This window comes from Streptomyces sp. Je 1-4 4N24 (assembly GCF_026239515.1).
Classification (GTDB): domain Bacteria; phylum Actinomycetota; class Actinomycetes; order Streptomycetales; family Streptomycetaceae; genus Streptomyces; species Streptomyces nigrescens.
This window is the reverse complement of record NZ_CP110836.1, coordinates 757,950-784,463: the sequence shown is the minus strand read 5'-3', so window position 1 is coordinate 784,463 and position 26,514 is coordinate 757,950. Positions and strand designations below refer to the sequence as shown.

The window sequence follows — 26,514 nt, the reverse complement described above, 5'->3', positions numbered from 1 at the left end:
CCATAGGAGGCCGTGATGGACTACCCGCTGCTCAACGCATTCTGGACCATGTGCCTGATCTTTCTGTGGGTCATGTGGCTGATCCTGCTGTTCCGCATCATCGGTGACATCTTCCGCAGCCATGACCTCAAGGGGTGGGGCAAGACCGGATGGCTGGTCCTGGTGATCCTGCTGCCCTTCCTGGGCGTCTTCATCTACGTGGTCGCGCGTGGCCACGGGATGAGCGAACGGGAGATCGCCCAGGCCGAACGGCAGCAGAAACAGCTGCAGGCCTATCTGCGGGAGACCGTGGCGACCGGTGACGAGACGGGCCGGCACGCGGATTCCCTGGCGAAGCTCGCCGAGCTGAAGAACCACGGCGACATCACGGAGGAGGAGTACCAGAAGGCCAAGGCGAAGGTTCTCGCCTGACCGGGCCTCACCCTGCGGAGGCGCCCGCCGCTGCCTGCTCGACTGCTAATCTCGAATTGCGTGAAACACGCAACTTGGGAATCGTCCCTCAAGGACGGCCGGCAGACGACAGCAGGCAGAGGCGGGCAGTGAAGTGACCAGTGGGGAGCGCTCGGCCACCCGGCGCCGGCGCGAGCGGATGGTGGAGCTGCTCGGCGCCGGCGACATCAGCGTGCACGATCTCGCGGCGGAGTTCGATGTCTCGCTGTCCACCGTCCGCCGCGACCTGGCCACCCTGGCCGCCCTGGGCCGGATCACGCGCACTTACGGCGGCGCGGTCGACCACCGGGCGGTGGAGCGGTCCTGGCACGACAAGGAGCACGAGCAGCGCGGCGAGAAGGACGCCATCGCCCGTGCCGCGGCGGGGCTGGTCCGCAGCGGCGATGTCGTCCTCCTCGACGCGGGCACCACGGCCGCCCGGCTGGCACACGAGCTGCGGGACCGCGGCGATCTCACCGTCGTCACCAACGGCCTGTCCACCCTCGTCGAGCTGGCGGACGCGGAGGTGGAGGTCGTGGTGCTCGGCGGCCGGCTGCGGCGCCCCAACGAGTCGCTGCTGGGCACCCGGACCGATCAGGCGCTGCGCCGGCTGACCCCGGACATCGCCTTCCTCGGCGTCGACGGTCTCGACCCCCGACGGGGCATCAACTGCCCGGACCCGGAGCAGGCCGCGCTGAAGGAGACGATGGCCGAGTGTGCTCGGGCCGCCTGGGTGCTCGCCGACCACTCCAAACTGGGCGGGGGAGCGGGCTTCCCCTACTGGGCGGCGATGCCGGCGGGTACGGGCCTGATCTCCGGGGGAGGGGACCGGGAGCTGGCCGCGTTCGCGGACGCGGGGTGGTCGGTGCATCCGGCCGCGGAGGCCCCCGAGGACGTCGTCGAGGGCGCCCCGCCGCACACCTCTTGACAGCCCGTTCGGCGAGTGGCCACCCTGAATTGCATGAATCGCGCAATAAAAAATGCGCGGTTCGGTCACTTCGGGGTCGGAGACGGCACCGAAGCCGACGGGAGGAGACCGTGTGGCCCAGGCGCTCGTCATCGGAGACGACCTCACCGGCAGCAATGCGACCGGCGCGCTCTATGCGCGACTGGGCCTGCGGGCCGTCACCGTCGGCGACCTCGCCCAAGTGGCGCGGTACGCGGACCGGGTGGACGTCCTCGTCGTCAACACCGCCTCGCGGCACTGGAACCCCGCCCGCGCCTACGCGGCCGTCCGGGCCGCCGCCGAGACCGCGGGAGAGGTGCCCCTGGTCGTCAAGCGCGTCGACACCACCCTGCGCGGCAACCCCGGCAGTGAACTCGACGCGGTGGCGGATGTCCTCGCCGCCCGCGAGCCCGCGGCCCGGATCCGGACCCTGGCCGTCCCCGCCTTCCCCGACGCCGGCCGGAGCACGGTGGGCGGTCTGCATCTCGTCGACGGCGTACCACTGACCCGGACGGCCGTGGCCAACGATCCGTTCGACCCCGTCCGGCATTCGCGGGTCGCGGCCGTGCTGGGCGCACAGAGCGGACGCTCCACGGGCGAACTGGCCCTGGACGTGGTGGAGCGGGGCCCCGGCGCGGTGGCCGCGGCATTGCGGGAGAGCCCGGCCGACATCGTGGTCTGCGACGCCACCGAGAACGCCCATCTGGGCACGGTCGCGGCGGCCGCGGCCCGCCTCGCCGCCGAGGACCGGATCCGCTGGATCGCGCTGGACTCCGGACCGTTCGGTGCTGCCCTCGCCGCCGAACTGGGCCTGCGGCCCGAAGGCGGCGCACCCGCCACCGTCCTGGCGGTCGTCGGAAGCGTCACCGACCGCACCCGCACCCAGCTCGTCCGCACGGAAACCGCGCTCGGCGCCCGCTGGGCGGACCTCGACCCCGCCGCCCCGGAGCCCGACCGGGTACTGGCGGCACTGCGCGCGGCGGCGGGCGAGGGAGCCACGGTGCTCGGCGTCCGGGTCGCCCCCGAGCCGCCGGGCGCGGCCGCCGGAGCCGCTTCCGTCCCCGATCCCGCCACCGCGGCCCGAATCCTGCGCGCGCTCGCCGAGATCGCCCGCCGGGCGGTCGCCGAGCTGTGCCCCGGCGGGCTGTACGCCTCCGGCGGCGACGTCGCAGCGGCGGTCACCTCCGCCCTGGGCGCCGACGGCTTCGCCATCGAGACCGAGGTGCTCCCGCTCGCCATCGCCGGACACCTGGTGGGCGGCCCCCATGACGGACTGCTCTTCGCCACGAAGGGCGGCTTGATAGGCGGCCCCGACGCCGCCCGCGACTGCTTGGAACACCTGCGCGCGGCCTGTACCCGCCAGACCCTCGGCCCCACCTCGATCGCGACATGAACACCGCACCCCGAAAGGCGGTCCCCATGACCGACCCTCAGCACGCGACCGGCCCTCGGACGGACCGGCACCGGCCGGATGCCGACGCCCCGCTGCCGCTCCTGGCCGTCACCCTCGGCGATCCCGTCGGGATCGGTCCCGAGATCACCGCCCGCACCCTCGCCGACCCTGCGATCACCGCACTCGGCCGCGGACTCGCCGTCGGCGACGCCGCCGTACTGCGCCGCGCCGTCGCCATCTGCGGCCTGGACGTCGAGGTCAACGCCGTCGCCGCGCCCGGCGAGGCACGGTTCGAGCCGGGCACCATCGATGTGCTCGACCTCGGGATCGCCCCCGCCGACCTGCCCTGGGGCACGGTCGATGCGGTGGCGGGCCGCTCCGCCGTGGCCGCGATCGAGGCCGCGACCCGCGCCGCGCTGGCCGGTGAGGTGGACGGCATCGTCACCTCGCCGATCAACAAGGAGGCCATCTGGGCGGCCGGTTCGCAGCACCTCGGCCACACGGAGATGCTCGGCGAACTCACCGGCGCTGCCCACTTCGACACCATGTTCGTGGTCCGCGGCCTCAAGATCTTCTTCACCACCCGCCATCTCGCGCTGCGCAAGGCGCTCGACCAGATCACCGAGGAGCGGGTCGCTTCCAGCATCCGTCACGCCGCCACCGCACTGCGCGTCTTCGGCCATGACGAGCCCCGGCTCGCCGTCGCCGCGATCAATCCGCACGGCGGCGAGGGCGGCCACTTCGGCGACGAGGAGATCACCGTCCTGCGTCCGGCGGTCGAGAAGGCGGCCGCCGAGGGCCTCGGCGTCGTGGGGCCGATCCCCGCCGACTCGGTCTTCCACCAGGGCCTCGAAGGCCGCTTCGACGGAGTGCTGTCGCACTTCCACGACCAGGGCCATATCCCCGCCAAAACCGTCGACTTCGACGGCACCGTGTCCGTCACCGTCGGCCTGCCGATCCTGCGGACCTCCGTCGACCACGGCACCGCCTTCGACATCGCGGGCAGCGGCCGCGCCTCGCACGGCACGATGGCCGCGGCCTTCCGCGCCGCCGCCGGCTTCAGCCGCTTCACCGACCGGATCCGGGCCGCGTACGGAACGGCGGCCGGCCGGTGACGGAGACCGGACCGCAGCCGATCCCGCAGTCGCCCCCGTCCGAGATCCCCGCCAGGCGCTGGGCGTATGTCATTCCGGTCGCCGCGATCATGTACATGCTGGCGTATCTCGACCGGAACAACGTCTCCGTCATCCTCCCCTACATGCACGGCGATCTGGAGCTGTCCAACGCCGACAAGGGACTGATCGGCGGCATCTTCTTCGTCGGCTATGTCTTCCTGCAGATCCCGGCCGCGATCCTGGCCCAGCGCTGGAGCGCCCGGAAGACCGTCCTCCTCCTCATGGTGGCGTGGGGGCTGGCCGCGTCGCTGACCGGTCTCGTCCAGAACAAGTCACAGTTCTATGTGGCCCGGTTCGTGCTCGGCTTCTTCGAGGGCGGTGTCTGGCCGGCCGTCCTCATCCTGCTCGCCTCGTGGTTCCCGCTGCGCGAACGGGCCCGTGCCAACGCGCTGTGGATGGCCTGTCTGCCGCTGTCCTCGGTGCTCATGGCCCCGCTGTCGGGATGGATGCTCGACCATGCGAGCTGGCGCTGGGTGCTGGTGCTCCAGGGGGTGCCGCCCCTGGTGTGGGCGGTGGTCTGGTGGTTCGCCGTCGCCGACCGGCCCGACCGGGCCCGGTGGATCTCCCGTGCCGAGGCCGACCATGTGGAGCGCTCGATCGCCGCCGACGAGGCCGCGAAACCGTCGGCGGGCAGCGGCTCGTACCTGGATGCGGTCAAGCAGAAGTCGGTCCTCGTCCTCATCGGCGTCTACTTCTTCTGGATCACCGGCTTCTACGGCTTCAATCTGTGGCTGCCCTCGGTCATCAAGGAGCTGACCCATGACGGATCGCCGACCGAGGTCGGGCTGCTCACCGCGATCCCGTTCACGGTCGCCCTGGCCGTGATGATCGCCAACGCCGTCTGGTCCGACCGCACCGGCAGACGGCGGCAGGCGGTGGCCGTCCCGCTCGTCGTGGGCATCGCGGCACTGCTGCTGGGACAGGCCGTGGACGGCGCGCTGCCCCGGATGCTGCTGCTGTGTGTGACGGCCGCCGCGGTCTATGCGCCGTACGGCCCGTTCTGGGCGATCCCCGGTCAGTTGCTGCGCTTCGAGGTGGTGGCCGTCGCCATGGGCCTGATCAACGCCCTGGGAAATCTCGGCGGGTTCGCCGGCCCCTACCTGGTCGGCTGGCTGACCGACGTCACCGGCTCCAGCGTGACCGGTTTCGCGGTGCTCTCCGGCTTCCTCGCGGTGGCTGTGGCGCTGGTGACGCTGGGCCTGCGCCCGAGCGCCCGTCCCGTGCGCCCGTTGTCCGGGCAAGCGGCGGAAGGGGCCTGGCGAAGCGGCGTTTGATGCCCCATCAGTTCCGTACGAACCCGGGTGTGTCAGGAAAGGCACCCCCGCCGGCGCCATCCGGCGGGGGCGCAGCCGTTTTCCTCAACGAGCGGTATCCGTACGCCGAGAGGGAGGGTCTGCGGTGTGATCAGTTACGCCAACTCGCTCAATTCATGATGTGTCAGGTTTTGGGAGGTTACACAGATGTGCATCCTGAAAAGGTCGATATACCCCTTTGATCCTCTCGAGGAGCAGACATGCGCATCCGCGCCGCGATCGCAGCCAGCGCCCTGGCCACCACCATCGTCATGGGCGGTGCGAGCGCCGCCCTGGCCTGCAACATGGACCACAAGGGCCACAAGGACCGCCATCACCACCACCACTACAAGCACCACCACGGCCACGGCCACCACGCGTCCTGCTGGCTCTCCGCGGGTGTGCTCGACCACGTCGGTCCGGTCTTCAGCGAGGGCTGCGAGAAGGGTGGCTGGGGCTGGGGCGGCGACGACAACGGCCGCCGGAAGTAATCAAAGAGCTTTGCCGGCCGGTGCCGGCCGATGCGACCCACGGGTCCGTCGGCCGGCACCGGCGTCATGTGCGGGCCGCGCTCCGCGGTCTGCCCGGCGGGTCAGGCCCGGGATGATCCCCGGCCGGGCTTGCGCGCGGTGAGCTCCGGCAGTCCGGACAGGGTGTGCAGCGACCTCAGGAAGCCGGCGCGATCGGCGGCCGGAAGCCGGTCGAGCAGCCGTTCCTCGCCTTCCTGGATCGCGGCCTGTGCCGCGTCCCGAAGCCGACGGCCCTCCGTGGTGAGGGACAGCAGGCGCACCCGGCGGTCCTCGGGATCCGGCTGACGGCTAATCAGTTCCCGTGCCTCCAGGTCGTCCAGGACGGCGATGATGCGGGTCTTGTCCGCCCGGATCGCCTCGGCCAGCGCCGCCTGTGTACGTACCGGCGTTTCGTCCAGATACAGCAGGACCGTGTAGGCCCACATCGTCAGTCCGTGTGCGTCGAGGACCGGCTGCTCGGCCGCCATCAGCGCACGGCCCAAGGGCACGATCATCGCCGCCAGATCGGGACGGGCCGGCCGCCCTGCGGATGTGGTGCCCCTGTCGGCTGCGTTCTCGGCCATGGTCAAGAAAATACCCGTTGACAATTCATGTGCTTGAGCAGATCGTAAGCACATGCATACGAATACTGCGGACGCGTCGTCCGCCTCTCATCCGGACTTCGCGCACCTCCGGCGGCTCCATGCCCAGGCGGTCCGGGACAGCGTGGCCCTGATCCGCCGGGTCACCCCTGATGACCTGTCCCGGCCGACACCCTGCTCGGCCTGGACACTGGCCGAGCTGCTCGCCCATATGACGGCCCAGCACCACGGCTTCGCGGCGGCGGCGCTGGGAGAGGGACAGGATCCGGCGCACTGGTCGGTCCGGCCGCTCGGCACGGACCCCGTCGGGCTGTACACCGCTGCGGCCGAGCACGTCATCGCCGCCTTCGCGACCGTGGAGGGCCCGGATCGCGCCTTCGCCCTTCCCGAATTCAGCACCACCCGGACCTTCCGCGCGGCCCGCGCGATCGGCTTCCACCTCATCGACTACGTGGTGCACAGCTGGGACGTCGCCCGCACCTTGGGCCTCGCCTACACCCCGGATGCCGAACTCCTGTGGGCCGCCCTGCCGATAGCCCGTGCCGTCCCGGACGACGACTCCCGGCTCGCCCCGGGCAGCGCCTTCCGGCCGGGGCTGGCCACGGACGAGGACGCGGACACCCTGGAGCAGTTGCTGGCGGCGCTCGGCCGCTCGCCGCACTGGCGCAGCCCGGAGCACGGTACGGACGCCCGCGGCACCCTCTGCTGAGCGGCGCGGACGCGGCGGTCCGAGGCGCTCAGCTCTTGAGGAAGGCCAGCAGGTCGGCGTGGAAGTCGTCCTTGTACGAGCCGATCGCCGAGAGGCCGTGCGGTGCACCCGGGTAGATCTTGAGCGTGGCGTCCGGCACCAGCTTCGCCGACTTCTGGCCGGCGGCCACGAGGGGCACGATCTGGTCGTCATCACCGTGGATGATGAGGGTGGGGACATCGAACCGCTTGAGGTCCTCGGTGAAATCGGTCTCCGAGAACTCCTTGATGCAGTCGAAGGCCCCCTTCAGCCCGACCTGCATGCTCCACATCCAGAACGCGTCGCGGATGCCCTGGGAGACGGCGGCCCCGGACCGGTTGGCACCGTAGAAGGTCTCGCTGAGGTCCTTGTAGAACTGTGAGCGGTCGCCTGCGACACCGGCACGGATCCCGTCGAAGACCTCGCGCGGCAGTCCCTCGGGGTTCGCCTCCGTCTTGAGCATCAGCGGCGGGACCGCGCCGAGCAGCAGCGCCTTGGCCACCCGGCCGGTGCCGTGACGGCCGATGTAGCGGGTCACCTCACCGCCGCCGGTGGAGTGCCCGACCAGCACCGCGTCCCGCAGGTCCAGGGCCTCCATCAGCTGCGCCAGGTCGTCCGCGTAGGTGTCCATGTCGTTGCCCTGCCACGGCTGGCCGGAGCGGCCGTGTCCACGGCGGTCGTGGGCGACCGCACGGTAGCCGTGGGCGGCGACCAGGTGCATCTGGTCGTCCCAGGCGTCGGCGTTGAGCGGCCAGCCGTGGCTGAACACGACGGGGCGGCCGGTTCCCCAGTCCTTGTAGAAGATCTCCGTGCCGTCGGTCGTGGTGAGGGTGCCCATGAGGTGGTCGGTCCTTTGCTGTCGTTCACCGGTGTACGGAAGGCGGGGGTGGGGCCGGGGAGGGGATGGTGGGGACGGCGTGCCGGTCTCAGCGTTCCCGGCCGTCGCCCGAAGAGCGTGCCCGGAGAGGCAGGGGAGTGAAGGCGGCCGACCATCGGGGTGGCGCCCGGCCGTGCCGTGCATCCGAGCGGTACGGGCGCGGCCGGCGGCCGGGGCGCTCTGGACGGGCCCGAGGCCGTGCCCTAGCGTCACCAGCCGGCCGTGCACCACCGTCCGAGCCCGATCTCCGCTCAGGAAGCCGAGGACGTGTTGTGACCACCCTCCCGCAGCCGCCCGACATCCTGTCACCGGAGTTCGCGGCGGACCCCTATCCCGCGTACCGCATCCTGCGTGAGCACTACCCGCTGTTCCACGACCCGGGCACCGGCAGTTTTCTGATCTCGCGGTACGAGGACGTGGCACGGGCCTTCCGCGATCCGGTCTTCACCAGCGACAACTACGAGTGGCAGCTCGAACCGGCGCACGGCGGCCGGACCCTGCCCCAGATGAGCGGCCGCGAGCATGCCGTACGCCGGGCTCTGGTGGCCCCCGCCTTCCGGGGCCGGGAGCTGCGGGAGAAGTTCCTGCCCGTCATCGAGCGCAATGCACGGGAGCTGATCGACACCTTCCGTGACGCGGCGGAGACCGATCTCGTGGCGCGGTTCGCGACCCGCTTCCCGGTCAACGTGATCGTCGACATGCTCGGACTGGACCGGGCCGACCACGACCGCTTCCACGGCTGGTACGCATCCGTCGTCGGCTTCCTGTCCAATCTGGCCCAGGACCCCGAGATCGCGGACGCCGGTCTGCGGGCCGGCCGGGAGCTCGCCGCCTACCTGCTTCCCCTCATCAAGGAACGGCGGGCCGCCCCCGGCGACGACCTGCTCTCCACGCTCTGCACCGCCGAGGTCGAAGGCACCCGGATGAACGATCAGGACATCACGTCGTTCGTCAGCCTGCTGCTCGCTGCCGGCGGTGAAACCACGGACAAGGCCCTCGCCGCCCTCTTCCGTCATCTGCTGGCCCACCCGGACCAGTTGGCCGCCGTACGCGCCGACCGGTCGCTGATCCCCGCGGCCTTCGCCGAAACCCTGCGCTACACCCCGCCGGTCCAGATGATCATGCGTCAGCCCGCCGCCGAGGTGGCCCTCAGCGGCGGCACCGTCCCCGCGGGGGCCACGGTCACCTGCCTGATCGGCTCCGCGAACCGCGATGAGCGCCACTACGCCCGGCCCGACACCTTCGATGTCCTCCGTGGCGATCTGACGCCCGCCACGGCCTTCAGCGCCGCCGCCGATCACGTCGCCTTCGCTCTCGGCCGGCACTTCTGCGTGGGTGCGCTCCTCGCGAAGACCGAGGTGGAGGTCGCCGTCAACCAGCTGCTCGACGCGTTTCCCGCCATGGACTTCGCGGAGGGTACGGTGCCCGCCGACGCGGGGGTGTTCACCCGCGGGCCGGAGCGGCTGCGGGTGCGGCTGGTGCCGGGGAACGACGGAGTGCGGGCGCACGAGGCTTGACGTCCCGTCACGTTCTCCGCCGCTGAGGGGCGGGCCCGGCCGACGCCTTTCGCCGCCCGGACACGGCGAGCTCGACGAGATAGCCGACGAACCTGAGAGCGTCACGGTCGGGCGTCCAGCCGTCCGCGGACGAAAGAGCGGTGAGCGTTCCGGTACCCGGCACCGCATACCGCGTCCCCTCCGGGTCGCCGGGACGTGGTGCGTACCGGCAGTGCACCGCGCTGATGGCGGTGACGGTGGCGACCGTGGGGGCGGCCCCCTCCGGGGCCCCGCCGTGATGTTCCTCGGCGGCGTCCACCGTCTCGGCGGTCTCGGCGCCGAGGACGTCCGTCAGCCACTCCTTCTCCGCGTCGGTCAGTGTCCACGACACCTGTGACCCGATGCGGAACGGGTCGCCGCAGCACTGCATTTGCCAATCGTCCAGCCAGACCGTGAGGTTCATCCTGCGATTGTGCTCAAGGGCGGGGGCCGAGCGCATGCGGGGCCCGGGACCGGTCAGTCCTCGTCGGCCGGCGGGTGCAGCTGTACGTAGAGGCCGACGGCGACGGCGAGCACGATGACACAGCCCGAGAAGGCCAGGCCCGCACCGCGCAGGCCGAGCACCAGCGTGAGCGCACCGACCCCGACGACCGGCAGCGAAATGCCGAGATAGGCGACGAGGAAGAAGGCCGAGATGGTGCCGCCGCGGTGCTCGGGCGGTGCCGCGCGGCCCACGGCGGTCAGTCCGGCCCGGAACGCCAGGCCCTGGCCGACGCCGCCGCACACCGCGCCGATGACCAGTAGCGGCAGGGAGGTCACGGCCAGCGAGGTGGCCACGAGTAAGAGGCCCACCACCAGCACCAGACAGCCGCCAGGCAGCGCTCTGCGGACGCCGATCCGTTCCGTCAGGGACTGCCCGGCGGTGGAGCCCAGGAACACCGTGAAGACGATCAATCCGGCAACGGCCAGATTGTGCACCCCGAGAGTCTCGCCGACGAAGCTCGGCGCCACCGCGGTGAACAGCCCCAGGAGGGAGAAACCGGCGAACGCGGCGACGGCCGAGGGGGTGAAGACGCCGCGCACTTCGGGCGGGAGCCGAAGGCCCTGCGGCCGCAGCTTCCGGGGGCGGTGCGGATGCCCGACGGTCTCCGGCAGGAACCAGGTCACCCCGGCCGCCCCGGCGACCAGGAGGAGATGCACCAGGAACGGCAGGACCAGCGGCCATGGCGCGTACTGCGCCAGCAGCCCGGACAGCAGGGGGCCGCAGCCGAGGCCGCCCATGTTCGCTGCGGTGGCGGCGAACCCCGCATGCGCTTCCTGGCCGGGTCCGGCGAGCTCCAGCACGGCCGCCGTGGCGGCGCCGCTGAACAGCCCGGCGGCGAAACCGGACAGCACCCGGCCCAGCAGCAGCATCGGCAGCCTGCCCTCGAACACGAAGCACAGCGCGCTCGCCGCCGACAGACCCAGCGCGCACAGCAACACCGGCCGCCGGCCCACCTCGTCGGAGACATTGCCGGCGAGGAGCAGCACCGTGATCACTCCGAGCGCGTACACGGCGAAGACCACGGTCACCATCAGCTCGGAGAACCCGAGCTGTGCACGGTAGAGCCCGTACAGCGGGGTGGGGAGTGTCGTCCCGGCCATGCCGACGGCGAACACGCCTGCCGCTGCCGGATAGCCGAGCCGCCGGGTCCCGCTCGTGCGATCGATGATCATGGCCTCAAACGTAGGCTTCCGCCGCCACCCCGTCGAGGACCACTGGAGGGACCCCGGACCGGGAAAACGGACGAGCGTGGTGCCCCCCGCCGACCGAGGAGGCACCACGCTGCGCCTTCCGGGGCGGATCAGTGCTTGGCGGAGGGCGTGTTGGACGCCTTCACATTCACGGCCGCCCAGGCCTTGTTCACCGTCTTGTACTCGGTGCTCTTGGCGCCGTACAGGTCCTTGGCCGCATGCAGGGTCGCGGTCCGGGCGTCGTGGAAGTCGGTCGTGGAGACCATGTACCGGGTGAGCGCCCGGTAGAAGATCGCCGTCGCCTTGTTCCGGCCGATGCCGGTCACCTTGGAGCCGTCATGGGTGGGGGAGTTGTAGGCGACTCCGCCGATGGTCTTCTTCCCGCTGCCCTCGGCGAGCAGGTAGTAGGCGTGCGAGGAGACACCGGAGCCGGCGTGCACCTCGGTGTCATAGGACGCCTTGGACCAGTAGTCGACCGCGCCTTCGAGCTTGTCGAGGGACGGCTTGTCCAGACGGCGCAGGAACTTCTGGTCGAGGCCGAGCTTCTCGCCCAGCAGGTAGTTCGGCGGGTTCTTCGGGTTGTTGGTCGAGAACTCGACCGCGCTGCCGAAGATGTCCGCCAGCGACTCGTTGAGCGAGCCGGGCTCGCCGAACTGGTTGCCCTCGACGTCCACACGGGTGGGCTGGAGGTTGGCGGTCGCGTCGACGACACCGTGGGAGAGCTCATGGCCGGTGACGTCCAGGACGACCAGCGGCTTGGTGAACGTCCTGCCGTCACCGTCGCCGTAGAGCATGCAGCCGCAGTCGGGGGACCAGAAGGCGTTGCCGACCTTCTTGCCGAAGTGCACCAGGGCACGGGCCCCGCGGCCGTCGTTCTTGATGCCCTTGCGGCCGAAGGTCTTCTTGTAGAAGTCCAGGGTGCTGGCGATGCCGTACTGGGCGTCGACGGCGGCGCTGGCCCGGTTGCTCGTGGTGCCGTTGCCCCAGCGGTTGGTGGTGCTGGTGAACGCCTTGCCGCTGCTGAACTTCTCCAGTTCCTTGTCGCCGGCGTCCCGGGTCTCGGTGTTGCCGCGGGTGGAGTCCTTGAGGGTGAAGGACTTCTTCGCGGTCTGGGTGGTGGACAGCGGGACACTGCCGACGAAGAAGGACGCGCCGGTGCCCTTGGCCGCGGCCAGGAAGCCGGCGGCCTTCGCCGCCTTGCCCGTGGCGGGCGCGGCGGGAGCGAACAGTCCGGTCGCGGGGTTGAGCCGCTCGCCCCGCGCGCGCAGCTTGCGCTGGAGAGCGGGCGACAGGAACGAGTCGTCGGCCTGGACATTGCTGAGCACCGTGCCGGACGCCGCGTCGACGACGACCGTACGGGTGCCACCGGACTCGGCGGTGCCGCTGTCGGCCACCTGCACCTGATAGGCCAGCGTCGTGCGGCCCTTGCGGGCGTCCACGACCAGTTCGGCGTCGCCGGCCCGGCCCTTGGCGACGGCGGCGGCCTTCGTACGGGCCTCTCCGGCCGACAGCTTCGCGTCCGTGCCGTTCACGTCGACCTGATGACGGAAGGCCCGGGTCACCCCCTCGTAGGCCGACTTGGCGGTCAGGTGGACGACGAGGTCGCCGCCGAGCACCGGCATTCCGCGGTGGGTCCGAACGAAGCGGACATGCTGCCGGCCGTCCGGGTCGATGAGCGTGTCGGTGGCTTCGAGGGTGTCCTTCTTGCTGACTCCGGTGGCCGAGGCGTGCGCGTATGCGGCTTCGCGGGCCGCGTCCACGGCCTTCTGGAGGGCGGGAGTTGCGGAGGAGGCAGCGACCGGCGAGGCCGGAGGGGTCGCGGAGGCACTGCCCGCCACACCCGCCGTCAGGGTGGCGGCCGTCGTCACGGCGACCGCGATGGCCAGGCGGTGTCTGCGTATGTGGGGTCTACGCACTGATGTGGGTCCTTAGCGCTGCGGGGGCGGTCGGCTGGCCAACCGCCCGTACGCGCGGTGCTGTTGTGCACCACGGGGGCCGCGGGGCCCCGCGCAAACCCTGGTATGCCTGGCATGGGCATGTAAAGAGAAAAGATCAGTAATCGAGATTCATGGGCGAAATTTAACAATTGGTCAGCTTTAAGTAGCCAACAGGTGACCAACTGTGGTCCACCTCAGGAGACATGGGGTGGCGCGAAATGGTTGCCCGCAAAGTGAGCGGAATTGCTGACTGCTACAGGGGCCGGCCCGATCCGCCCCGAACGGTCCTCACCGCGGGCCCGTTGGCCCGCGGTGAGGGGTACTGCCGGTGAGGCGGGGCGAATTGGCGGATGTCACGCTCGTGCGCGGCGGCGCGGCGGCGCGGCAGCGCGACGGCCGTCCATGCGGCTCAGATGTGGGGGAGGGCCCTTGCGTGAGGGGAGATCATGGCGGTCCGCGCCGCCGCGGCCGGGCCTCCGGGGGTGCGGTCCGGGGCGCTCTTCAGTGGCCGGACCGGCCCCGGGTCGCGCCGGGCTGCGTTCGCCGGGCCGCGCTTGCCGGGCCGGGGGAGGCGACCGCTTGCCGGGCTGAGCCGGAGCAGGCATCGGTCGTGCCGGGCCGGGTCAGGGCGATGCCCTAGTGATGGAAGAGTTCCTCGAGGGAGGCGTCGGCTCGCTCTCCGCCGCGTACGGCTTCGACGACGGCCTGGTGGAAGGTGCGGCTGGCCTCTTCGGAATCGCACGGGACGGGGCTGCCGGCCATGGTGTACCAGTCCGATGACCCGGTGTATTGCACAGCTACATGGGCCAGGTTCTCCGACCAGGTCGTGTGAATGGTCAGGTCTCCGTTGATCACGCCGATCTCCGCGGTGCGAACCGCGCCAGGTAGGGCGTGGATCCCCACAGTGGTCCAAGATGCCCAGGTCATGATCACCCCTCGGCGGCAAGGGCCCCGGCTGGCGGCCGGGCGCGGTGTCTCAAGTTTGGCACCTGAGGTGCGGCGGCGCACCGCATGCGGTGCCGCGGATTCCGTATGAGGCGGCAGAGACTGGGCCGGGCCCCGCAGCCGGGCCGGTCCCGCGCTCAGGAACCGTGGGCCGTCGGACCACTGCGCGGCGCTCAGCCCGCCTCCGCCGGTCCGTCCCCGGTGAGGTAGGCGTGGAGGGCGGCGGACCCTTCGAGCATCGCGGTGGCGCGCCGGGTGAGCTCGGCCTGCCGTGGTCCGAGCGCGGTGCGCAGGGCGTCGCTGCTGCCCGAGTGATGGAGATCGTCGAGTACCGGCCGAATCCGCTCCAGGGGACAGTGGCTCTGCCGGAGCATGGTGATCAGCCGCGCGTCCCGGACGTCGGTGGCGCGGTAGCTGCGGTACCGGGTGCCCGGGTCACGCCGTGGTGCCAGGAGGCCGGCGGACTCCCACACCCGCAGGGCAGAGGTACGCACCCCCAGGTGGGCGGCGACCTCCCCGATCCGCAGGCCCGACCGTGGCACCGCCGGGTCATCCGGAGCCTGTCCCGCGAGCGCTTCGAGCGCCTCGCTCGCCGCCTGCAGAGAGAGCCGCTGTTCATGCAGTGCCGCATGCCTGGCGTCCACCAGCGCCAGCGCCTGGCTGATGTCCTCCGCATGCACGGCCTGCATGATCGCTTGAGCGGTACCCGGCCCGTATCCCCGCGTGAGCACCCCGTACGTGCGCAGCGCGCGACGGTGGCGGGAGCCGAACGTGCGGTAGCCGGCCGGGGTGCGCGGGGCCGGCGGCAGGATGCCGGCGTCCGCATAGTTGCGGATCAGCTGGGTGGAGACCCCGGCCATACGCGCCAGATCGACCGGGCGGAGCCCCGCTTCCGCACTGCCCATCGGCCCGCCTCCCCCCGGAAGGTCCTCCAGGAATTTGAAGGTTACCCGTTCCGGGCTGTGCGGGAGCGGCTGATTTCCCAGCTCACACCTGTATCCAGGGACCGGCATCCCTGAAGCCCCTCAAGCGAGAGCAGGGAGAAACTTGAAGGTGCGGATGCCGGCGCCGAGTGCTGTGCCGGCGCCGGGACTTGGGCGAAGCTCAGTCGATGACCGTATGGAAGAAGGTCACGGCGGCACCGAAGGCGGCGCCGCCGACGAGGGTGGAGGAAGCCGGGGTGCCGCCATTGAAGAAGGTGAGCACGCCGGCGCCGATTGCGGTGAGGGCGCCAAGGAGGAAAATAACGGCGGCGCGCTGACTCAGCAGGGTTGATCTGTTGTCGGACACATCAACTCCGATCTGCGCGGGAGCGTTGGATCGCTCGGTGCGGATGCTGATGCTCTGACTGATCATCTCATCTCCCACCCCGGATTTTCTGCAGCACACGAAGAAAATCCCAAAGGGCCGGGGAAAAGACGCAATGTGGCGGCGGGCGCGGAGCGGTGACGGACATTTATGGCAGTCGTCGCACACACCGAGGCAGGGCTTGCCGGTTGCGTCCGCGAACGGTCTCCGGCCATGCCCCAGGGCGACCGGGCGGACGAACAGCCGGTATTCGTCGACCAGTCCGGTGGTGATGAGGGCATGCGCGAGCGTGATGTTCTCGGTGACGATCGGGTCCCGCATGCTGACCTTCACCTCAGCCCTCAGTGGTCGGGGCTGCTCCCACTACGGGGGACCCGCAGTCGGCCCTCCCTCTGCCGGGTGAGGGCGAGGACCGCCATATCGTCGTCGCGCGGCCCACCGGTCCAGCGCTCGACGTCCCGCACCAAGCGGTCGATCACGTCCTGTGGCCCCCGGAACGGGCCCTGGCTCGCCAGCTGTGCCGCGGGATCGTAGAACCGTCCGGTACGGTCCCGGGCCTCCGTCACCCCGTCGGTGACGAGCAGCAGCGTGCTGCCCACCGGGAACGGCCGGTCGGCCGGGCTGGTCCGTTCCACTCCCAGAGTGCCCATCCCCAGGGGAAGCCCCGGATCGCCGGCCTCCAGGGCGCGGACCTCGTCGTCGTGGCAGAGGTAGGGCGCGGGGTGGCCGCAGTTCAGCAGCCGCAGGCCCGCGGCCCCCGGGAGGACTTCGCAGAGCAGGGCCGTGATGAAGCCCTCCAGCCGGTCTTCCTCGGAGGTGTGCTCGCTCTCCCGCAGCAGGGCCCGCTCCATCCGGTCGGCCAGCGTCGCGAGGTCCGGCTCCTCCTCGGCGGCCTCACGGAACGCACCCAGCAGCACTGATACCGCGCTCACCGCGCCCAGTCCCTTGCCGCGCACATCGGCGATCAGCAGCCGGACACCGAACGGGGTCCGCTGGACGGCATAGGCGTCGCCGCCGATCCGGGCCTCGCTCTGGGCGGCCTGGTAGCGGGCGGCGATCGAGAGCGGTCCGATGCGTTCCGGCGGTGCGGGCAGCACGGCGCGCTGGGCGGCCTCCGCCACCGAGCGCACCACGTCCAGACGGCGTCCGTGACGGGCGATCACCCGGTTGACGCCGACCCCCATGAGCGCGGCGAAGAGGGTGTTGATGAGCTCCAGGTAGCCGACGATGTCGCCGGCCGTGCCGTCCTTCACGGTCAGCGCGAAGACACCGCCGACGATGGCGGCGCCGATCACCAGGGTGTGCCGCAGGGAGAGCAGCGCACCGGCCGTCACGCTGGCCGCCGTCAGCATCGGGTCGCCCCAGTAGTCGGCCGGCGAGAACGCGTCCCAGACGAGCCCTCCGGCGACCAGGACGCTCGGAGCGAACTCGACGTATCGGGGCCATCGGGGGGAGAGGGAGGGCATAGGCATTCCTGACCAGCTGTCCATGTCGGCTAGCAGGAATATGCCTGTTTTGGGCTGTTTTATACCGCGGGAGTCGTGGGCGTCGCGGTCGTCGCCATGGCGCCCGGTCAGGGGGCCGCACGCCATGCGCCGGGGTGTGGTGCACCGGGATGCCGCCCGACGGCCCGGACGCCCCGCGGCCGTGTCACCCCTTCGTCGCGAGCCGGGCGTAGGCGCGGACATGCCGGTCGACCGCATGCGGGTACTTCTGGCACACCACCACCGTGCCCACCCCCGGCTGACGCTCCACGAGCTGTTCGGCGCGCAGCAGATCGAGGGCCTGGCGGACGGTGTTGCGGGACGCGCCGTAGTCCGCGCCGATCACTTCCTCGTGCGGCAGTACGCCGCCGGGGAAGCCGCCCCCGAGGACCTGGTGGCGCAGCAGGTCGGCGAGCTGCCGGGCGCGGTCAGCGCGGAGCCGGCGACGGCGTGCGGCCGCTACCGGGGTCGTGTGCTGGCGGGTGCGTTCGGCTGGCATGCGGTGGACCATACCGACGAGATCCGGCCAGTGGTGTTGCCGCAGTGTTGCGCCACCTACCGCCGGGTGCGACGAGGCTGTGACCTGGTGGTTCGCGGCTGAGGCGACAAGATCTGCCACCCCGGGGACAGCCGCCCGGAGCCCGGGAGACGCTCGCCCGGCACCCTGGATCAGTCACCCCGGCAGGCGGGAAGCATCCGTCCGGCCCAGCGAATGCGGCCCTCCGGCGCCCGTGTCGCCGGGCGGTCCGGGCCGGCCGCCGGATAGCGTCGAAGACCGGTACAGCGCCGCCCCGCCGCCGCCCGACACCGTGGCGCGGGCCCCGCCCGGGTGCCCGGGTGGCCGACGAGGAGGTGGGCCGTGGCCACGTGGCCGGCCGTGCTGTTCGCACTGCTCGCGGCGGCCAGCAATGCGCTGGCCACGGTCCTCCAGCGGCGCGCCGCCCGTACGGTGCCGCTGTCCGCCGGGCTGCGCCTCGGTCTGCTCATCGATCTGCTGCACCGTGCCGTCTGGCTCGGCGGGATGCTCGCCGTCGTCGCCGCGGCCTGCTTCCAGGCGCTGGCCCTGTCGCAGGGCGCGCTGTCGGTGGTGCAGCCCCTCTTCGTCCTCGAACTGCCCCTCGCCCTGCTCATCGGACGGGTCCTGCTCGGCGGCCACATCTCCCGCTCCGGCTGGATCGGTGTGGGGCTGCTCGTCGTCGGACTCGGATCCGCCCTCGCCGCCGCCGCGCCCACCATCGGCACCACCCACGCCCCCTTCGACCGCTGGGTGCCCGCCCTGGTGGTCTGCGCCGCGGTGATGGTCACGGCGGTCGGTGCCGCGCTCCGCCGCGGAGCGGGCGGCGTGCGGGCCGCCTGCTTCGCCGGGGCGACAGCGGTCGGGTACGCCCTGACCGCGGCCATGCTGAAGGACGCCACCCACGCCTGGCAGACCGGCGGCCCCGCCGCGTTCTTCAGCACCTGGCAGACCTACGGCTTCGCCGCCACCGGCGTACTGGCCATCTTCCTCCTGGAGAACGCCATGCAGTCGGGCCCGCTGACCGCCTCGCAGCCCGTTCTCACCCTCGGCGACGCGCTGGTGAGCCTGTCGCTGGGCGTCACCCTGTACGACGAACGGGTCCGTACCGGCTGGTGGCTGCTGCCCGAATGCGTGGGCATCGCGCTGGTCCTGTGGGGCGCCGTGCTGCTCTCACGCGTCACACTGGCCCAGGATCTGACAGGAGCTCAGGAAAAGGCACCGGCCGCCGCCCGCGACAGCGGCCCGGAGCCAGGCCCGGTGGACACCTGAGCGCCGCGCGAGGCCCACAGCCTTCGGGCACGGCCGCGCCCGGAAGCCGCCGCCTCACAGCATGACGTGCTTGACCTGGGTGTAGTCCAACAGGCCCGCGAGGGACAGATCGCTGCCGTAGCCGGAGTGCTTGACCCCGCCGTGCGGCATCTCCGAGACCGTGGTGCCATGGGTGTTCACCCAGACGATCCCGGTGTGCAGGGCGCGGGTGGCCCGCATCGCCCGCGCATGGTCGCCGGTCCACACGCTCGCCGCCAGCCCGAAGCGGACCCCGTTCGCCAGCCGGAGGGCCTCGGCCTCGTCGGTGAAGGGCTGCACCGTGACGACCGGGCCGAAGATCTCCTCCTGCACGATCTCGTCGCTCTGGCGCACTCCGGCAACGACCGTGGGGGAGTGGAACCAGCCCGGTCGCTCCGGTGCCGTACCTCCCGTCACCACCTCGGCATGCGCCGGCAGACGACCCAACAAGGCCTGTACGGAGCCCAGTTGGGCCGCGTTGTTCCGGAGTAGACGGTCTCCCGGACCACCCCGTTCACCAGCGCCATGCCCGGTTCGAAGTCGGAGAGCCAGATCTTCTCGGGCCGTATCGACAGGCTGACGCGGCCGCCGTCGGCGACGGATTCGGTATCCGGCTGATGCTGGGCGACCCACGGGTCGACCTCCCCGCCGCTCAAGCGGCCATCTGGCGGGCCGTCGCGGGAACGCTCGGCGTTCCCGACGCCTTCCCCGAGATCTGACCTCCTCCTCGGGCAGGCCGCCGTGGGGCCGGACGGTCGTACGGCCCCACGGCGGCCCGTGGCAGCGGTCCCGCCGGGAGACCCGGCCCCGGACGCGGGGCGGCTCAGGCGGGTGACCGCGTCCCCGGTGCCCTGGCCCGGCCGGCGTCCGCCCCGCCGTGCTCACTCGTGGATCGGAAGGACCGTGAGCGCTTCCTGGCACCGGGCGACGGCGTCGCGGTGGCCGAACAGACCGGGCAGCCCGCCGGAGTGCAGCAGGACGGTGCGTTGCCCAGGAGCCACGCTTCCGTCCCGCACCGCCGCCCGCAGTCCGGCCAGCGCACGCCCGGTGTAGACCGGGTCGAGGGCGATGCCCTCCGTACGGCCCGCCAGCGTCAGCGCGTCCATCGACTCCTCGGTCAATGTGCTGTAACCGGCGCCGACTTGCTCCCGTCGCAGACGCAGGGTCTCCGGTGCGTGGACGGTGCCGGACAGCGCGGTGACCAGACCGGTGACCGTGCCCGCCGGGTCGCGCACCGCGCCGCAGTCGACGCCGAGCACCTTCCCGGGGCCGAGGGTGTCGACCAGGCCGGCCATCGTGCCACCGGATCCCAGGGCGACGACGACGGTGTCCAGGTCAGGGGCCTGGCCGAGGAGTTCGCGCCCGCACTCGGTATAGCCGTACGCACCCAGCGGGCTGGAACCACCCAGCGGAATCAGCGCCGGGACGGCTCCCCGCTGCCGGAGCCGCTGGGCCACCTCCTCCGCCGCGGCAGCGAGTTGTGTGCCCCCTACCTCCCCGGCCCAGACGACGGTGGCCCCGAAGAGGCCGTCGAGGACGAGGTTCCCGGAGGTCGAGGAGCCGGCCGCACCGGCCAGCACCAGGACCACATCGAGCCCGAGCCGCGCGCCGGCGGCCGCGGTCAGCCGGGCGTGGTTGCTCTGTGCGGCGCCGGTCGTCACCAGGGTCGTGGCGCCCTCGGCGAGCGCCGCACCGCAGATCCACTCCAACTTCCGGACCTTGTTCCCGCCGCCACCGAGACCGGTGAGGTCCTCGCGCTTGACCCAGAGGTCCTCCGCGCCGAGCCCCAGCGCGCGGGCCAGCCGCAGCGCCGGCTCCAGCGGGGTCGGCCAGGTCGCGAGCGCTGCCCGCCGGGGGGTGCCGCTGTCCGAACTCATCGTCATGTCCTTCCGTCTGCCCTGCGGTGCCGGTCCGCCGGCCAGCGTGCCATGCCGTAGCCGGCTCCGGGCCCCGATCAGCGGGCGGCCCCCTCCCGTAGCCCCGCCGTCACCTGGAGCAAGCCCGGCGGACGGCACCACGGCACCGCCGCCGGATGCTGTGTGACCATCTTGGGATGCGAACGAGTGGCGGGGCGACAGTGCCCGGATGCAGGGCCGAAGCGGCCGGGAGGCCTGCTTTCGTGGGGGAGTTCGAGGTGCATCTCACCGTCCGGGACGACGGGGACCACGAGGCGGCGGGGCAACTGGCCGCCTACGCGGCGGCACATCACATGAAGTGCGTCCACATCCTGCTGGAACAGGGCGATGTGCCCTCGCAGCCGATGCTGACACTGCACGGGGCCGGGACGTACGAGGAGGTCCGGGCCGAGGCCGTCGCGAAGGCGGACGGGCTGCGGGCCGCGGGGTTCGACGTGGTGCGGACGAAGATCGAGGCCACACCGTGGAGCGACGGTGTACCCGGTACGGACGAGGAGGCCGCGGAGCTCGGCCCCGACTACTACTTCGAGCATCACCTCAAGCTGGTACTGGCGCCCTCCGCTCCCGTCGGCTCCCTGCTCGCCCTCGCCGTCGCGCACGGCGCGCACCTCTCGCGCAACGCACGGCGGGCGCGGTCCGACGGCCGGGTGGAGCGCTTTGTGACCCAGCGGTGCCGGAGGGTGGGCCTGGCGACCGCGGGGCAGCGGCTGGATGCCCTGTCGGGCCGGCTGCGTGCCGCGGGACACCGGATAGCCTCCGTGGAGCGGGAGTTCGTGGTCCACGACGGAAATCTGGCGCTGGACGCGGGCTGGCTGGACGAGGATTACGCAGTGGCGGGGGAGAGGAACGGCTCATGACGGGGACCGACGAGACGGGCGCGGCGGCGAAGTGGCGGGAGTTCCAGTTCGGACCGTGGGCGGACACGGCGGTCGTGCCCCGGGCCCGGCCGGACGAGGCGACACGGGCGCAGATGGATCTGCCGGCCACGCTGCTTCCCGTACCGGACGACGGTGTGGTGCAGCGCCCGGTGTTCGACCCCGCGGCGGCCCACCATGTCTTCGGGATGCGCCTGGGCGAGCCGAGCTTCGCGGACGCGTCGGTCGGCGCGCGCTGGTACGCGGCGCGGCGGCATGCGCTGCATCATGTGCTGGCCGCGATCGCGCAGTCCCCGTGGGCCGGCCACCTGGTCCTCCGCGGCAGCATGCTGCTCGCGTCGTGGTTCGGGGACGCGGCGCGCGAGCCGGGGGATCTCGACTTCGTCGTGGTGCCGGAGACCTGGCAGCTCGCGGACGACCGTACGGACCGGATGCTCGACGGCATCGCCGCCGCGGCCGAGGAACTGTCCCACCGCGGCGGTCCGGTACGTCTGGACGCGCGGGCCGCGGTCGGCGACGAGATCTGGTCGTACGACCGGGTGCCGGGCCGGCGGCTCGTCATCCCGTGGACGGCCGTGGCCGACGGTGTACCGGCGGGAAGCGTGCAGCTCGACTTCGTCTTCAACGAGCATCTGCCCGCGCCCGCGGAGCCGACCGGGATCCGCGGACCACAGGGCACGGCACCGGTGGTGGTCCGCGCGGCGACCCGTGCGCTGTCGCTCGCCTGGAAGGTGCTCTGGCTGGTGAGCGACATGCACCCCGAGGGCAAGGACCTCTACGACGCCGTGCTGCTCGCGGAGAGCACCGAGCTGCCGTTTCCCCTGCTGCGTGAGGTGTTCCGGGGCGTGGACGGCGGCGTCTTCGACCGGAATCCGGTGCTGCCGGAGACCCTTTACGGGATCGAACGCGACTGGTCCGAGCTCCGCAAGGAGTACCCGGACCGTACCGGGTTCACGGCACAGGGCCCGTCCGTGGAGCACGAGTACGTCCAGCGCCTTGTGACGGCTCTGGAGCCCACCTTCGCGACGGATGACGGCAGTGGCGCCACCGCCGCATACCAGCAACGGGCAGCCTGGTTCGAGTCGTTCACCGCGGAATGCGCGGGCGTCCTTGCCGAGCGGGGCATGGACGCGGTGCAGGACCTGCTGCTGGAGTGGGGCGCGTCGTTCGACAACGCGGTCGTCGTCACACGGGAGGTGTCCGGTCGTGACCGATGTGCCCTGCCGGCCGCGGCCGCCGTGGTGGCCGCGTTCCGCACGGACCATCCGACGGTCGCCCGGCGGCCGTGGCTGCTCGGCGACCCGGATGAGGTGGTGCGGCAGCTGAGCGGGGACGGGACCGGCGCACCGGGCTGAGCGGGGACGGGACCGGCGCACCGGGCTGAGCGGGGACGGTCCGGCGCACCGGGCTGATCGGGCATTCGTCGCCGGGGGCCCGCGGAAACCGACGCTCCACTCCGGCACCGCGGTCCCGGTCCGCCCCGGGCGACGCGTCCTACCCCGTGCCGCTGATGCTGTCCGCCTCGATGACGAAGAGCACACGGGGGGCGTGGCGGAGCATATACGGGCAGGCCCCGTGCCTCCGCACCCCCCATCCCCGCGCCCGTGAACCGGCGTTGGGCGGTGCGGAGCAGCGGATTCCGGCCGCTATGCTTGCTGGATACAAGCAATGTATGCAACGGGCCGACAACATCACCGCGAAGGATCACGACGATGAGCAAGGGCACGGTCCATGCCTGTGACGAGGCGGCCCCGCAGGTCACCGCCTCATCAGGGCTGGACGAGGCGGCCGCCGGGCTGGGGACGGAGATCGTCCGCTTCTCGCGGCTGATCGCGGCCTGGAAGCAGCGTGCCAAGAGCGACGGCGGCGCTGCCGACCGGGTGCTGCTGGCAAGGCTGGTGGTCGGCGGGGACCAGCGGGCGACCGATCTGGCCGCCGATGCGTTCCTCGATCTGTCGACCGTCAGCCGTCAGGTGCGCTCACTGGTGGAGCGGGGCCTGGTGACCCGTCGGCCCGATCCGGAGGACCGCCGCGGGTCGTTGCTGGCCGCGACCGAGGCGGGGCGCGCCGCGTTCGCGCACTACCGCGGGCAGCGTGACGCGGAACTGGCCGCGCTTCTCGAACCGTGGTCTCCCCAGGACCGGGCCGACCTGATCCGGTTGCTGGGCCGTCTCAACGAGGACATGGCAGAACGACAACACTCACGGCTGGGTCCCGGGGGAGACCAGGGTGCCGCCGTGGAGCAGGGAGAGCTACGTACATGAGCACCGCCACCTCCCCGCCCGGGGCGGGAACCGAGGAGATATCCGGACCAGGAGTCCTGAGTCACCGTCAGATCCTCACCATCCTCAGCGGTTTGATGCTGGGGATGTTTCTTGCCGCGCTCGACCAGACCATCGTCAGCACCTCCATCCGGACCATCTCCGACGATCTGCACGGCCTCAGCCAGCAGGCCTGGGCGACCACCGCGTATCTGATCACCTCGACGATCGCCACGCCGCTCTACGGCAAGCTGTCCGACCTGTACGGCCGCAAGCCGTACTACCTGGCGGCGATCACCATCTTCGTCGTGGGGTCGGTGCTGTGCACCTTCTCCACCTCGATGACCGGACTCGCCGCGTTCCGGGCGGTGCAGGGCCTGGGCGCCGGCGGTCTGATGTCGCTGGCACTGGCGATCATCGGTGACATCGTCCCGCCCCGGGAACGCGCCCGCTACCAGGGCTACATGCTGGGCACCTTCGCCACGTCCAGCGTCGCCGGGCCGCTGATCGGCGGTGCCCTCGCCGGGCAGGACCAGCTGCTGGGCATCACCGGCTGGCGCTGGGTCTTCCTGGTCAACGTACCGATCGGGATCATCGCGCTGTTCGTGGTCGCCAAGGTCCTCAACATTCCGCACACCCGGCGCGATCACCGCATCGACTGGTGGGGAGCGCTCACCCTCTCCGTCGGTGTGGTGCCGCTGCTGCTCGTCGCGGAGCAGGGCCGGGAGTGGGGCTGGGACTCCTCCCGGTCGATTGCCTGCTATGCGACCGGTGTCGTCGGCATCATCGCCTGGATCTTCGTCGAGCGGTGGATCGGCGACGACGCGCTGATCCCGATGCGGCTGTTCCGCAACGGCACCTTCAGCAAGACCAGTGTGCTGTCCGTGCTGATCGGTATGGGCATGTTCGGCGGGATGCTGATGATCCCGCAGTACCTCCAGATCGTGAAGGGCGCCAGCCCCACCAGCTCGGGTCTGCAAATGCTGCCGCTGATGGCGGGCATGTTCATCGCCTCGATCGCGTCGGGCCAGATCACCGCCAAGACCGGCCGCTACAAGATCTTCCCGATCATCGGGACCGCGCTGATGATCGCGGCGATGCTGCTCTTCCACTTCCGGGTCCAGTGGGACACCCCGCTGTGGGAGACCATGATCTACATGCTGGTCTTCGGCCTCGGCCTGGGCGGCTGTATGCAGACGCTGGTGCTCGCGGTGCAGAACGCGGTGCCGCCGAGGGACATGGGCGTGGCGACCGCCTCGTCCACGTTCTTCCGGCAGATGGGCGCCACCGCCGGTACCGCGGTCTTCCTGTCGGTGCTGTTCAGCACGGTCGGTGACAAGATCTCCGCGGCGTTCGAGGACGCGGTGTCCACCGAGCGCTTCCAGGCCGCGCTGCACGACCCCGCGGTGCTGCACGACCCCGCCAACAAGCCCGTGCTGGACATGCTCAAGCACCCCGGCAACGCGGACTCCTCGGGCGTGCTCAGCGATTCGTCGTTCATCCAGCACCTGGACCCGAGGCTGGCCGAGCCGTTCAAGCGCGGCTTCGCGGAATCGATGCACACGGTCTTCCTCATGGGCGCGATCGTCGTCGCGCTGGCCTTCGTGCTGATGTGGTTCATCAAGGAGGTCCCACTGCGGCAGATCTCCGGTCTGCAGGCCCGTGCGCAGGCCGACGCCGAGGCCGAGGCCGATGCCGCGGCGAAGTCCGCGAAGTCTGCCGGTGGTGCGACGGACGCCGTCGACGGGGTGGCGGATGGTGCGGATGCGGCGGCGGCCGGTGCCGGCGATGCGGCAGTCACACCGACGCCGAGCGAGCCGACCGGGCCATCCGGGTCATCCGGGTCATCCGGGTCGTCAGGGGCGTCCGACCCAGCCGGCGCCCCGGGCGCCGCCCCCGTCCCCGCCCTTTCCGGCGCCTCCGCGCACCCCGCGGACCGGGGAATCGGCACGACCGGGCCGGAGATCCGGGGAACCGTACGGGACGGCGACGGCCGGCCGGTGGCGCGGGCCGCGGTCACTCTGATCAGCGTCGACGGCCGGCAGCTCGGCCGTACCTCGACCGCGGCCGACGGCGGCTACGTCCTGCCCACGACGGGCGCCGGCACCTATGTGCTGATCGGCTCCGCCGGGGCCCGGCAGCCGCAGGCCGTGACCGTCGTGGTGAGCGGTGAGCCGGTGTCGTTCGACCTGGCCCTCGGCGGCGCGGCCGGCCTCTCGGGCGAGGTCCGCGCGGAGAAGGGCGACGCCCCGGTGCCCGGCGCGCTCGTCGTGGCCACCGATGTCACCGGCGAGGTCGTGGCGTCCGGCGTGGCCGGCCAGGACGGGGGCTTCGCCTTCGGTGAACTGGCCCCCGGCAGCTACACCCTGGCGGTCAGCGCCGAGCGCCACCGCCCGTCCGCCCTCCCGGTCGAGGTCACCTCCGGCAACCGCAACTGGTACGAGGTCCGGCTGACGCCCGGCGCCCAGGTCCGCGGCACCGTACGCACGGCGCACGGCAGCCCGGTGGACGACGCCCGGGTGACCCTGCTGGACCCGGCAGGCAACGTGGTGGGCACCGCCACCAGCGGTCAGGACGGTGAGTATGTCTTCACCGACCTCGACAGCGGCGAGTACACCCTGATCGCCAGCGGCTACCCGCCGGTGGCCACCCCGCTGCGCCTGGAGGCCGCCGGACACGGTGAGTTCGACATCGAGCTGGGCCACGACCCGGTGCGGTGACGGCCGGCGGTATGCGGCATGACGAGGGCCCGGCGCGCCCTGAGCGCCGGGCCCTCGTCATGACCGGGGTGGCGCCGGATGCCG

At 71.6% G+C, this 26,514-nt stretch carries 24 protein-coding genes and 2 pseudogenes; 13 read left to right on the top strand and 13 right to left on the bottom strand.

The window, feature by feature from the left end; translation table 11 throughout:
* Positions 1–15: 15 nt before the first annotated feature.
* From SLV14N_RS03085 to SLV14N_RS03060, 6 genes are all read left to right on the top strand, one after another.
* The gene (locus tag SLV14N_RS03085; RefSeq protein WP_208679612.1) at positions 16–411 is read left to right on the top strand and encodes an SHOCT domain-containing protein; all 396 of its coding nucleotides are present in this window, start codon (positions 16–18) and stop codon (positions 409–411) included.
* 133 nt (positions 412–544) lie between these two features.
* On the top strand, positions 545–1,357 hold the full coding sequence (locus tag SLV14N_RS03080) for a DeoR/GlpR family DNA-binding transcription regulator (RefSeq protein ID WP_263267913.1): 813 nt from the start codon (positions 545–547) through the stop codon (positions 1,355–1,357).
* A 112-nt stretch (positions 1,358–1,469) separates the two neighbouring features.
* Positions 1,470–2,768: a four-carbon acid sugar kinase family protein gene (locus SLV14N_RS03075; protein WP_263267912.1), complete on the top strand. Its 1,299-nt coding sequence runs from the start codon at positions 1,470–1,472 to the stop codon at positions 2,766–2,768.
* A gap of 26 nt (positions 2,769–2,794) precedes the next feature.
* Positions 2,795–3,883, top strand: a complete 1,089-nt coding sequence (gene pdxA / locus SLV14N_RS03070) for a 4-hydroxythreonine-4-phosphate dehydrogenase PdxA (RefSeq protein ID WP_263267911.1) — start codon at positions 2,795–2,797, stop codon at positions 3,881–3,883.
* Complete coding sequence (locus SLV14N_RS03065) at positions 3,880–5,217, top strand: MFS transporter (RefSeq protein ID WP_263267909.1); 1,338 nt, start codon at positions 3,880–3,882, stop codon at positions 5,215–5,217. The genes pdxA and SLV14N_RS03065 overlap by 4 nt, the downstream gene beginning before the upstream one ends.
* 239 nt (positions 5,218–5,456) lie before the next feature.
* Positions 5,457–5,726 (top strand): hypothetical protein, encoded by a 270-nt coding sequence (locus tag SLV14N_RS03060; RefSeq protein ID WP_208679607.1) that lies wholly within the window; start codon positions 5,457–5,459, stop codon positions 5,724–5,726.
* Between the two features lie 101 nt (positions 5,727–5,827).
* On the opposite strand, the gene SLV14N_RS03055 is transcribed toward SLV14N_RS03060, so the two are convergent.
* Positions 5,828–6,328: a MarR family winged helix-turn-helix transcriptional regulator gene (locus SLV14N_RS03055; RefSeq protein WP_263267908.1), complete on the bottom strand. Its 501-nt coding sequence runs from the start codon at positions 6,326–6,328 to the stop codon at positions 5,828–5,830.
* Between the two features lie 52 nt (positions 6,329–6,380).
* Between SLV14N_RS03055 and SLV14N_RS03050 the strand changes: the two genes are divergently transcribed.
* Positions 6,381–7,055, top strand: a complete 675-nt coding sequence (locus tag SLV14N_RS03050) for a TIGR03086 family metal-binding protein (RefSeq protein WP_263267906.1) — start codon at positions 6,381–6,383, stop codon at positions 7,053–7,055.
* 28 nt (positions 7,056–7,083) lie between these two features.
* On the opposite strand, the gene SLV14N_RS03045 is transcribed toward SLV14N_RS03050, so the two are convergent.
* Positions 7,084–7,911: an alpha/beta fold hydrolase gene (locus SLV14N_RS03045; RefSeq protein ID WP_263267905.1), complete on the bottom strand. Its 828-nt coding sequence runs from the start codon at positions 7,909–7,911 to the stop codon at positions 7,084–7,086.
* Positions 7,912–8,222: 311 nt separating this feature from the next.
* Between SLV14N_RS03045 and SLV14N_RS03040 the strand changes: the two genes are divergently transcribed.
* A complete protein-coding gene (locus tag SLV14N_RS03040) occupies positions 8,223–9,467 on the top strand; it encodes a cytochrome P450 (protein WP_263267904.1) in 1,245 nt (414 codons plus the stop codon).
* Positions 9,468–9,474: 7 nt separating this feature from the next.
* On the opposite strand, the gene SLV14N_RS03035 is transcribed toward SLV14N_RS03040, so the two are convergent.
* The 8 genes and pseudogenes from SLV14N_RS03035 to SLV14N_RS03000 all read right to left on the bottom strand — a co-directional run.
* Positions 9,475–9,909 (bottom strand): DUF6578 domain-containing protein, encoded by a 435-nt coding sequence (locus tag SLV14N_RS03035; protein ID WP_208679602.1) that lies wholly within the window; start codon positions 9,907–9,909, stop codon positions 9,475–9,477.
* Positions 9,910–9,962: 53 nt separating this feature from the next.
* Entirely contained in the window at positions 9,963–11,162 is a 1,200-nt protein-coding gene (locus SLV14N_RS03030) for an MFS transporter (protein ID WP_263267903.1), read from the bottom strand.
* A gap of 128 nt (positions 11,163–11,290) precedes the next feature.
* Positions 11,291–13,096, bottom strand: coding sequence for a M4 family metallopeptidase (locus SLV14N_RS03025; RefSeq protein ID WP_263267902.1), 1,806 nt, complete (start codon positions 13,094–13,096; stop codon positions 11,291–11,293).
* Positions 13,097–13,753: 657 nt separating this feature from the next.
* Positions 13,754–14,044 (bottom strand): hypothetical protein, encoded by a 291-nt coding sequence (locus SLV14N_RS03020; RefSeq protein ID WP_026170038.1) that lies wholly within the window; start codon positions 14,042–14,044, stop codon positions 13,754–13,756.
* 191 nt (positions 14,045–14,235) lie between these two features.
* Positions 14,236–14,967 carry a MerR family transcriptional regulator gene (locus tag SLV14N_RS03015; RefSeq protein WP_263267900.1) on the bottom strand — a complete coding sequence of 244 codons (732 nt, stop codon included), beginning with the start codon at positions 14,965–14,967 and terminating at the stop codon, positions 14,236–14,238.
* Between the two features lie 199 nt (positions 14,968–15,166).
* Positions 15,167–15,691 carry a dihydrofolate reductase family protein gene (locus SLV14N_RS03010; RefSeq protein ID WP_263267898.1) on the bottom strand — a complete coding sequence of 175 codons (525 nt, stop codon included), beginning with the start codon at positions 15,689–15,691 and terminating at the stop codon, positions 15,167–15,169.
* Between the two features lie 20 nt (positions 15,692–15,711).
* Entirely contained in the window at positions 15,712–16,836 is a 1,125-nt protein-coding gene (locus SLV14N_RS03005) for a PP2C family protein-serine/threonine phosphatase (protein ID WP_208679598.1), read from the bottom strand.
* A gap of 223 nt (positions 16,837–17,059) precedes the next feature.
* Positions 17,060–17,365: pseudogene (locus tag SLV14N_RS03000) on the bottom strand (GntR family transcriptional regulator); the annotation flags it as partial.
* A gap of 348 nt (positions 17,366–17,713) precedes the next feature.
* Here SLV14N_RS03000 and SLV14N_RS02995 point away from each other — a divergent pair.
* Positions 17,714–18,640, top strand: a complete 927-nt coding sequence (locus SLV14N_RS02995; RefSeq protein WP_263267897.1) for a DMT family transporter — start codon at positions 17,714–17,716, stop codon at positions 18,638–18,640.
* Positions 18,641–18,694: 54 nt separating this feature from the next.
* On the opposite strand, the pseudogene SLV14N_RS02990 reads toward SLV14N_RS02995, so the two are convergent.
* The 3 genes and pseudogenes from SLV14N_RS02990 to SLV14N_RS02980 all read right to left on the bottom strand — a co-directional run.
* Positions 18,695–19,141: pseudogene (locus tag SLV14N_RS02990) on the bottom strand (aldehyde dehydrogenase family protein); the annotation flags it as partial.
* Positions 19,072–19,314, bottom strand: a complete 243-nt coding sequence (locus SLV14N_RS02985; RefSeq protein ID WP_263273426.1) for a hypothetical protein — start codon at positions 19,312–19,314, stop codon at positions 19,072–19,074. The pseudogene SLV14N_RS02990 and the gene SLV14N_RS02985, both read right to left, overlap by 70 nt.
* A 225-nt stretch (positions 19,315–19,539) precedes the next feature.
* Positions 19,540–20,535 (bottom strand): D-cysteine desulfhydrase family protein, encoded by a 996-nt coding sequence (locus SLV14N_RS02980; RefSeq protein WP_263267896.1) that lies wholly within the window; start codon positions 20,533–20,535, stop codon positions 19,540–19,542.
* 242 nt (positions 20,536–20,777) lie between these two features.
* On the opposite strand from SLV14N_RS02980, the gene SLV14N_RS02975 reads away from it, so the two are divergent.
* The 4 genes from SLV14N_RS02975 to SLV14N_RS02960 all read left to right on the top strand — a co-directional run bounded on the left by SLV14N_RS02975 (position 20,778) and on the right by SLV14N_RS02960 (position 26,430).
* On the top strand, positions 20,778–21,431 hold the full coding sequence (locus SLV14N_RS02975; RefSeq protein ID WP_263267895.1) for a hypothetical protein: 654 nt from the start codon (positions 20,778–20,780) through the stop codon (positions 21,429–21,431).
* Positions 21,428–22,804, top strand: coding sequence for a nucleotidyl transferase AbiEii/AbiGii toxin family protein (locus SLV14N_RS02970; protein WP_263267894.1), 1,377 nt, complete (start codon positions 21,428–21,430; stop codon positions 22,802–22,804). The genes SLV14N_RS02975 and SLV14N_RS02970 overlap by 4 nt, the downstream gene beginning before the upstream one ends.
* A 357-nt stretch (positions 22,805–23,161) precedes the next feature.
* Positions 23,162–23,713, top strand: a complete 552-nt coding sequence (locus SLV14N_RS02965) for a MarR family winged helix-turn-helix transcriptional regulator (protein WP_263267892.1) — start codon at positions 23,162–23,164, stop codon at positions 23,711–23,713.
* Positions 23,710–26,430, top strand: a complete 2,721-nt coding sequence (locus SLV14N_RS02960; RefSeq protein ID WP_263267891.1) for an MFS transporter — start codon at positions 23,710–23,712, stop codon at positions 26,428–26,430. The genes SLV14N_RS02965 and SLV14N_RS02960 overlap by 4 nt, the downstream gene beginning before the upstream one ends.
* Positions 26,431–26,514: the final 84 nt, after the last annotated feature.

Bases quoted from the DNA above. Each gene is read 5' to 3' on its own strand.
- SLV14N_RS02960 (WP_263267891.1), top strand. From the start codon at position 23,710: ATGAGCACCGCCACCTCCCCGCCCGGGGCGGGAACCGAGGAGATATCC.
- SLV14N_RS02970 (WP_263267894.1), top strand. From the start codon at position 21,428: ATGACGGGGACCGACGAGACGGGCGCGGCGGCGAAGTGGCGGGAGTTC.
- SLV14N_RS03085 (WP_208679612.1), top strand. From the start codon at position 16: ATGGACTACCCGCTGCTCAACGCATTCTGGACCATGTGCCTGATCTTT.
- SLV14N_RS03015 (WP_263267900.1), bottom strand. From the start codon at position 14,967: ATGGGCAGTGCGGAAGCGGGGCTCCGCCCGGTCGATCTGGCGCGTATG.
- SLV14N_RS02980 (WP_263267896.1), bottom strand. From the start codon at position 20,535: ATGAGTTCGGACAGCGGCACCCCCCGGCGGGCAGCGCTCGCGACCTGG.
- SLV14N_RS02965 (WP_263267892.1), top strand. From the start codon at position 23,162: ATGAGCAAGGGCACGGTCCATGCCTGTGACGAGGCGGCCCCGCAGGTC.
- SLV14N_RS03030 (WP_263267903.1), bottom strand. From the start codon at position 11,162: ATGATCATCGATCGCACGAGCGGGACCCGGCGGCTCGGCTATCCGGCA.
- SLV14N_RS03060 (WP_208679607.1), top strand. From the start codon at position 5,457: ATGCGCATCCGCGCCGCGATCGCAGCCAGCGCCCTGGCCACCACCATC.
- SLV14N_RS03045 (WP_263267905.1), bottom strand. From the start codon at position 7,911: ATGGGCACCCTCACCACGACCGACGGCACGGAGATCTTCTACAAGGAC.
- SLV14N_RS03055 (WP_263267908.1), bottom strand. From the start codon at position 6,328: ATGGCCGAGAACGCAGCCGACAGGGGCACCACATCCGCAGGGCGGCCG.
- SLV14N_RS03010 (WP_263267898.1), bottom strand. From the start codon at position 15,691: ATGCGGGACCCGATCGTCACCGAGAACATCACGCTCGCGCATGCCCTC.
- SLV14N_RS03035 (WP_208679602.1), bottom strand. From the start codon at position 9,909: ATGAACCTCACGGTCTGGCTGGACGATTGGCAAATGCAGTGCTGCGGC.
- SLV14N_RS03050 (WP_263267906.1), top strand. From the start codon at position 6,381: ATGCATACGAATACTGCGGACGCGTCGTCCGCCTCTCATCCGGACTTC.
- SLV14N_RS03020 (WP_026170038.1), bottom strand. From the start codon at position 14,044: ATGACCTGGGCATCTTGGACCACTGTGGGGATCCACGCCCTACCTGGC.
- SLV14N_RS03005 (WP_208679598.1), bottom strand. From the start codon at position 16,836: ATGCCCTCCCTCTCCCCCCGATGGCCCCGATACGTCGAGTTCGCTCCG.
- pdxA (WP_263267911.1), top strand. From the start codon at position 2,795: ATGACCGACCCTCAGCACGCGACCGGCCCTCGGACGGACCGGCACCGG.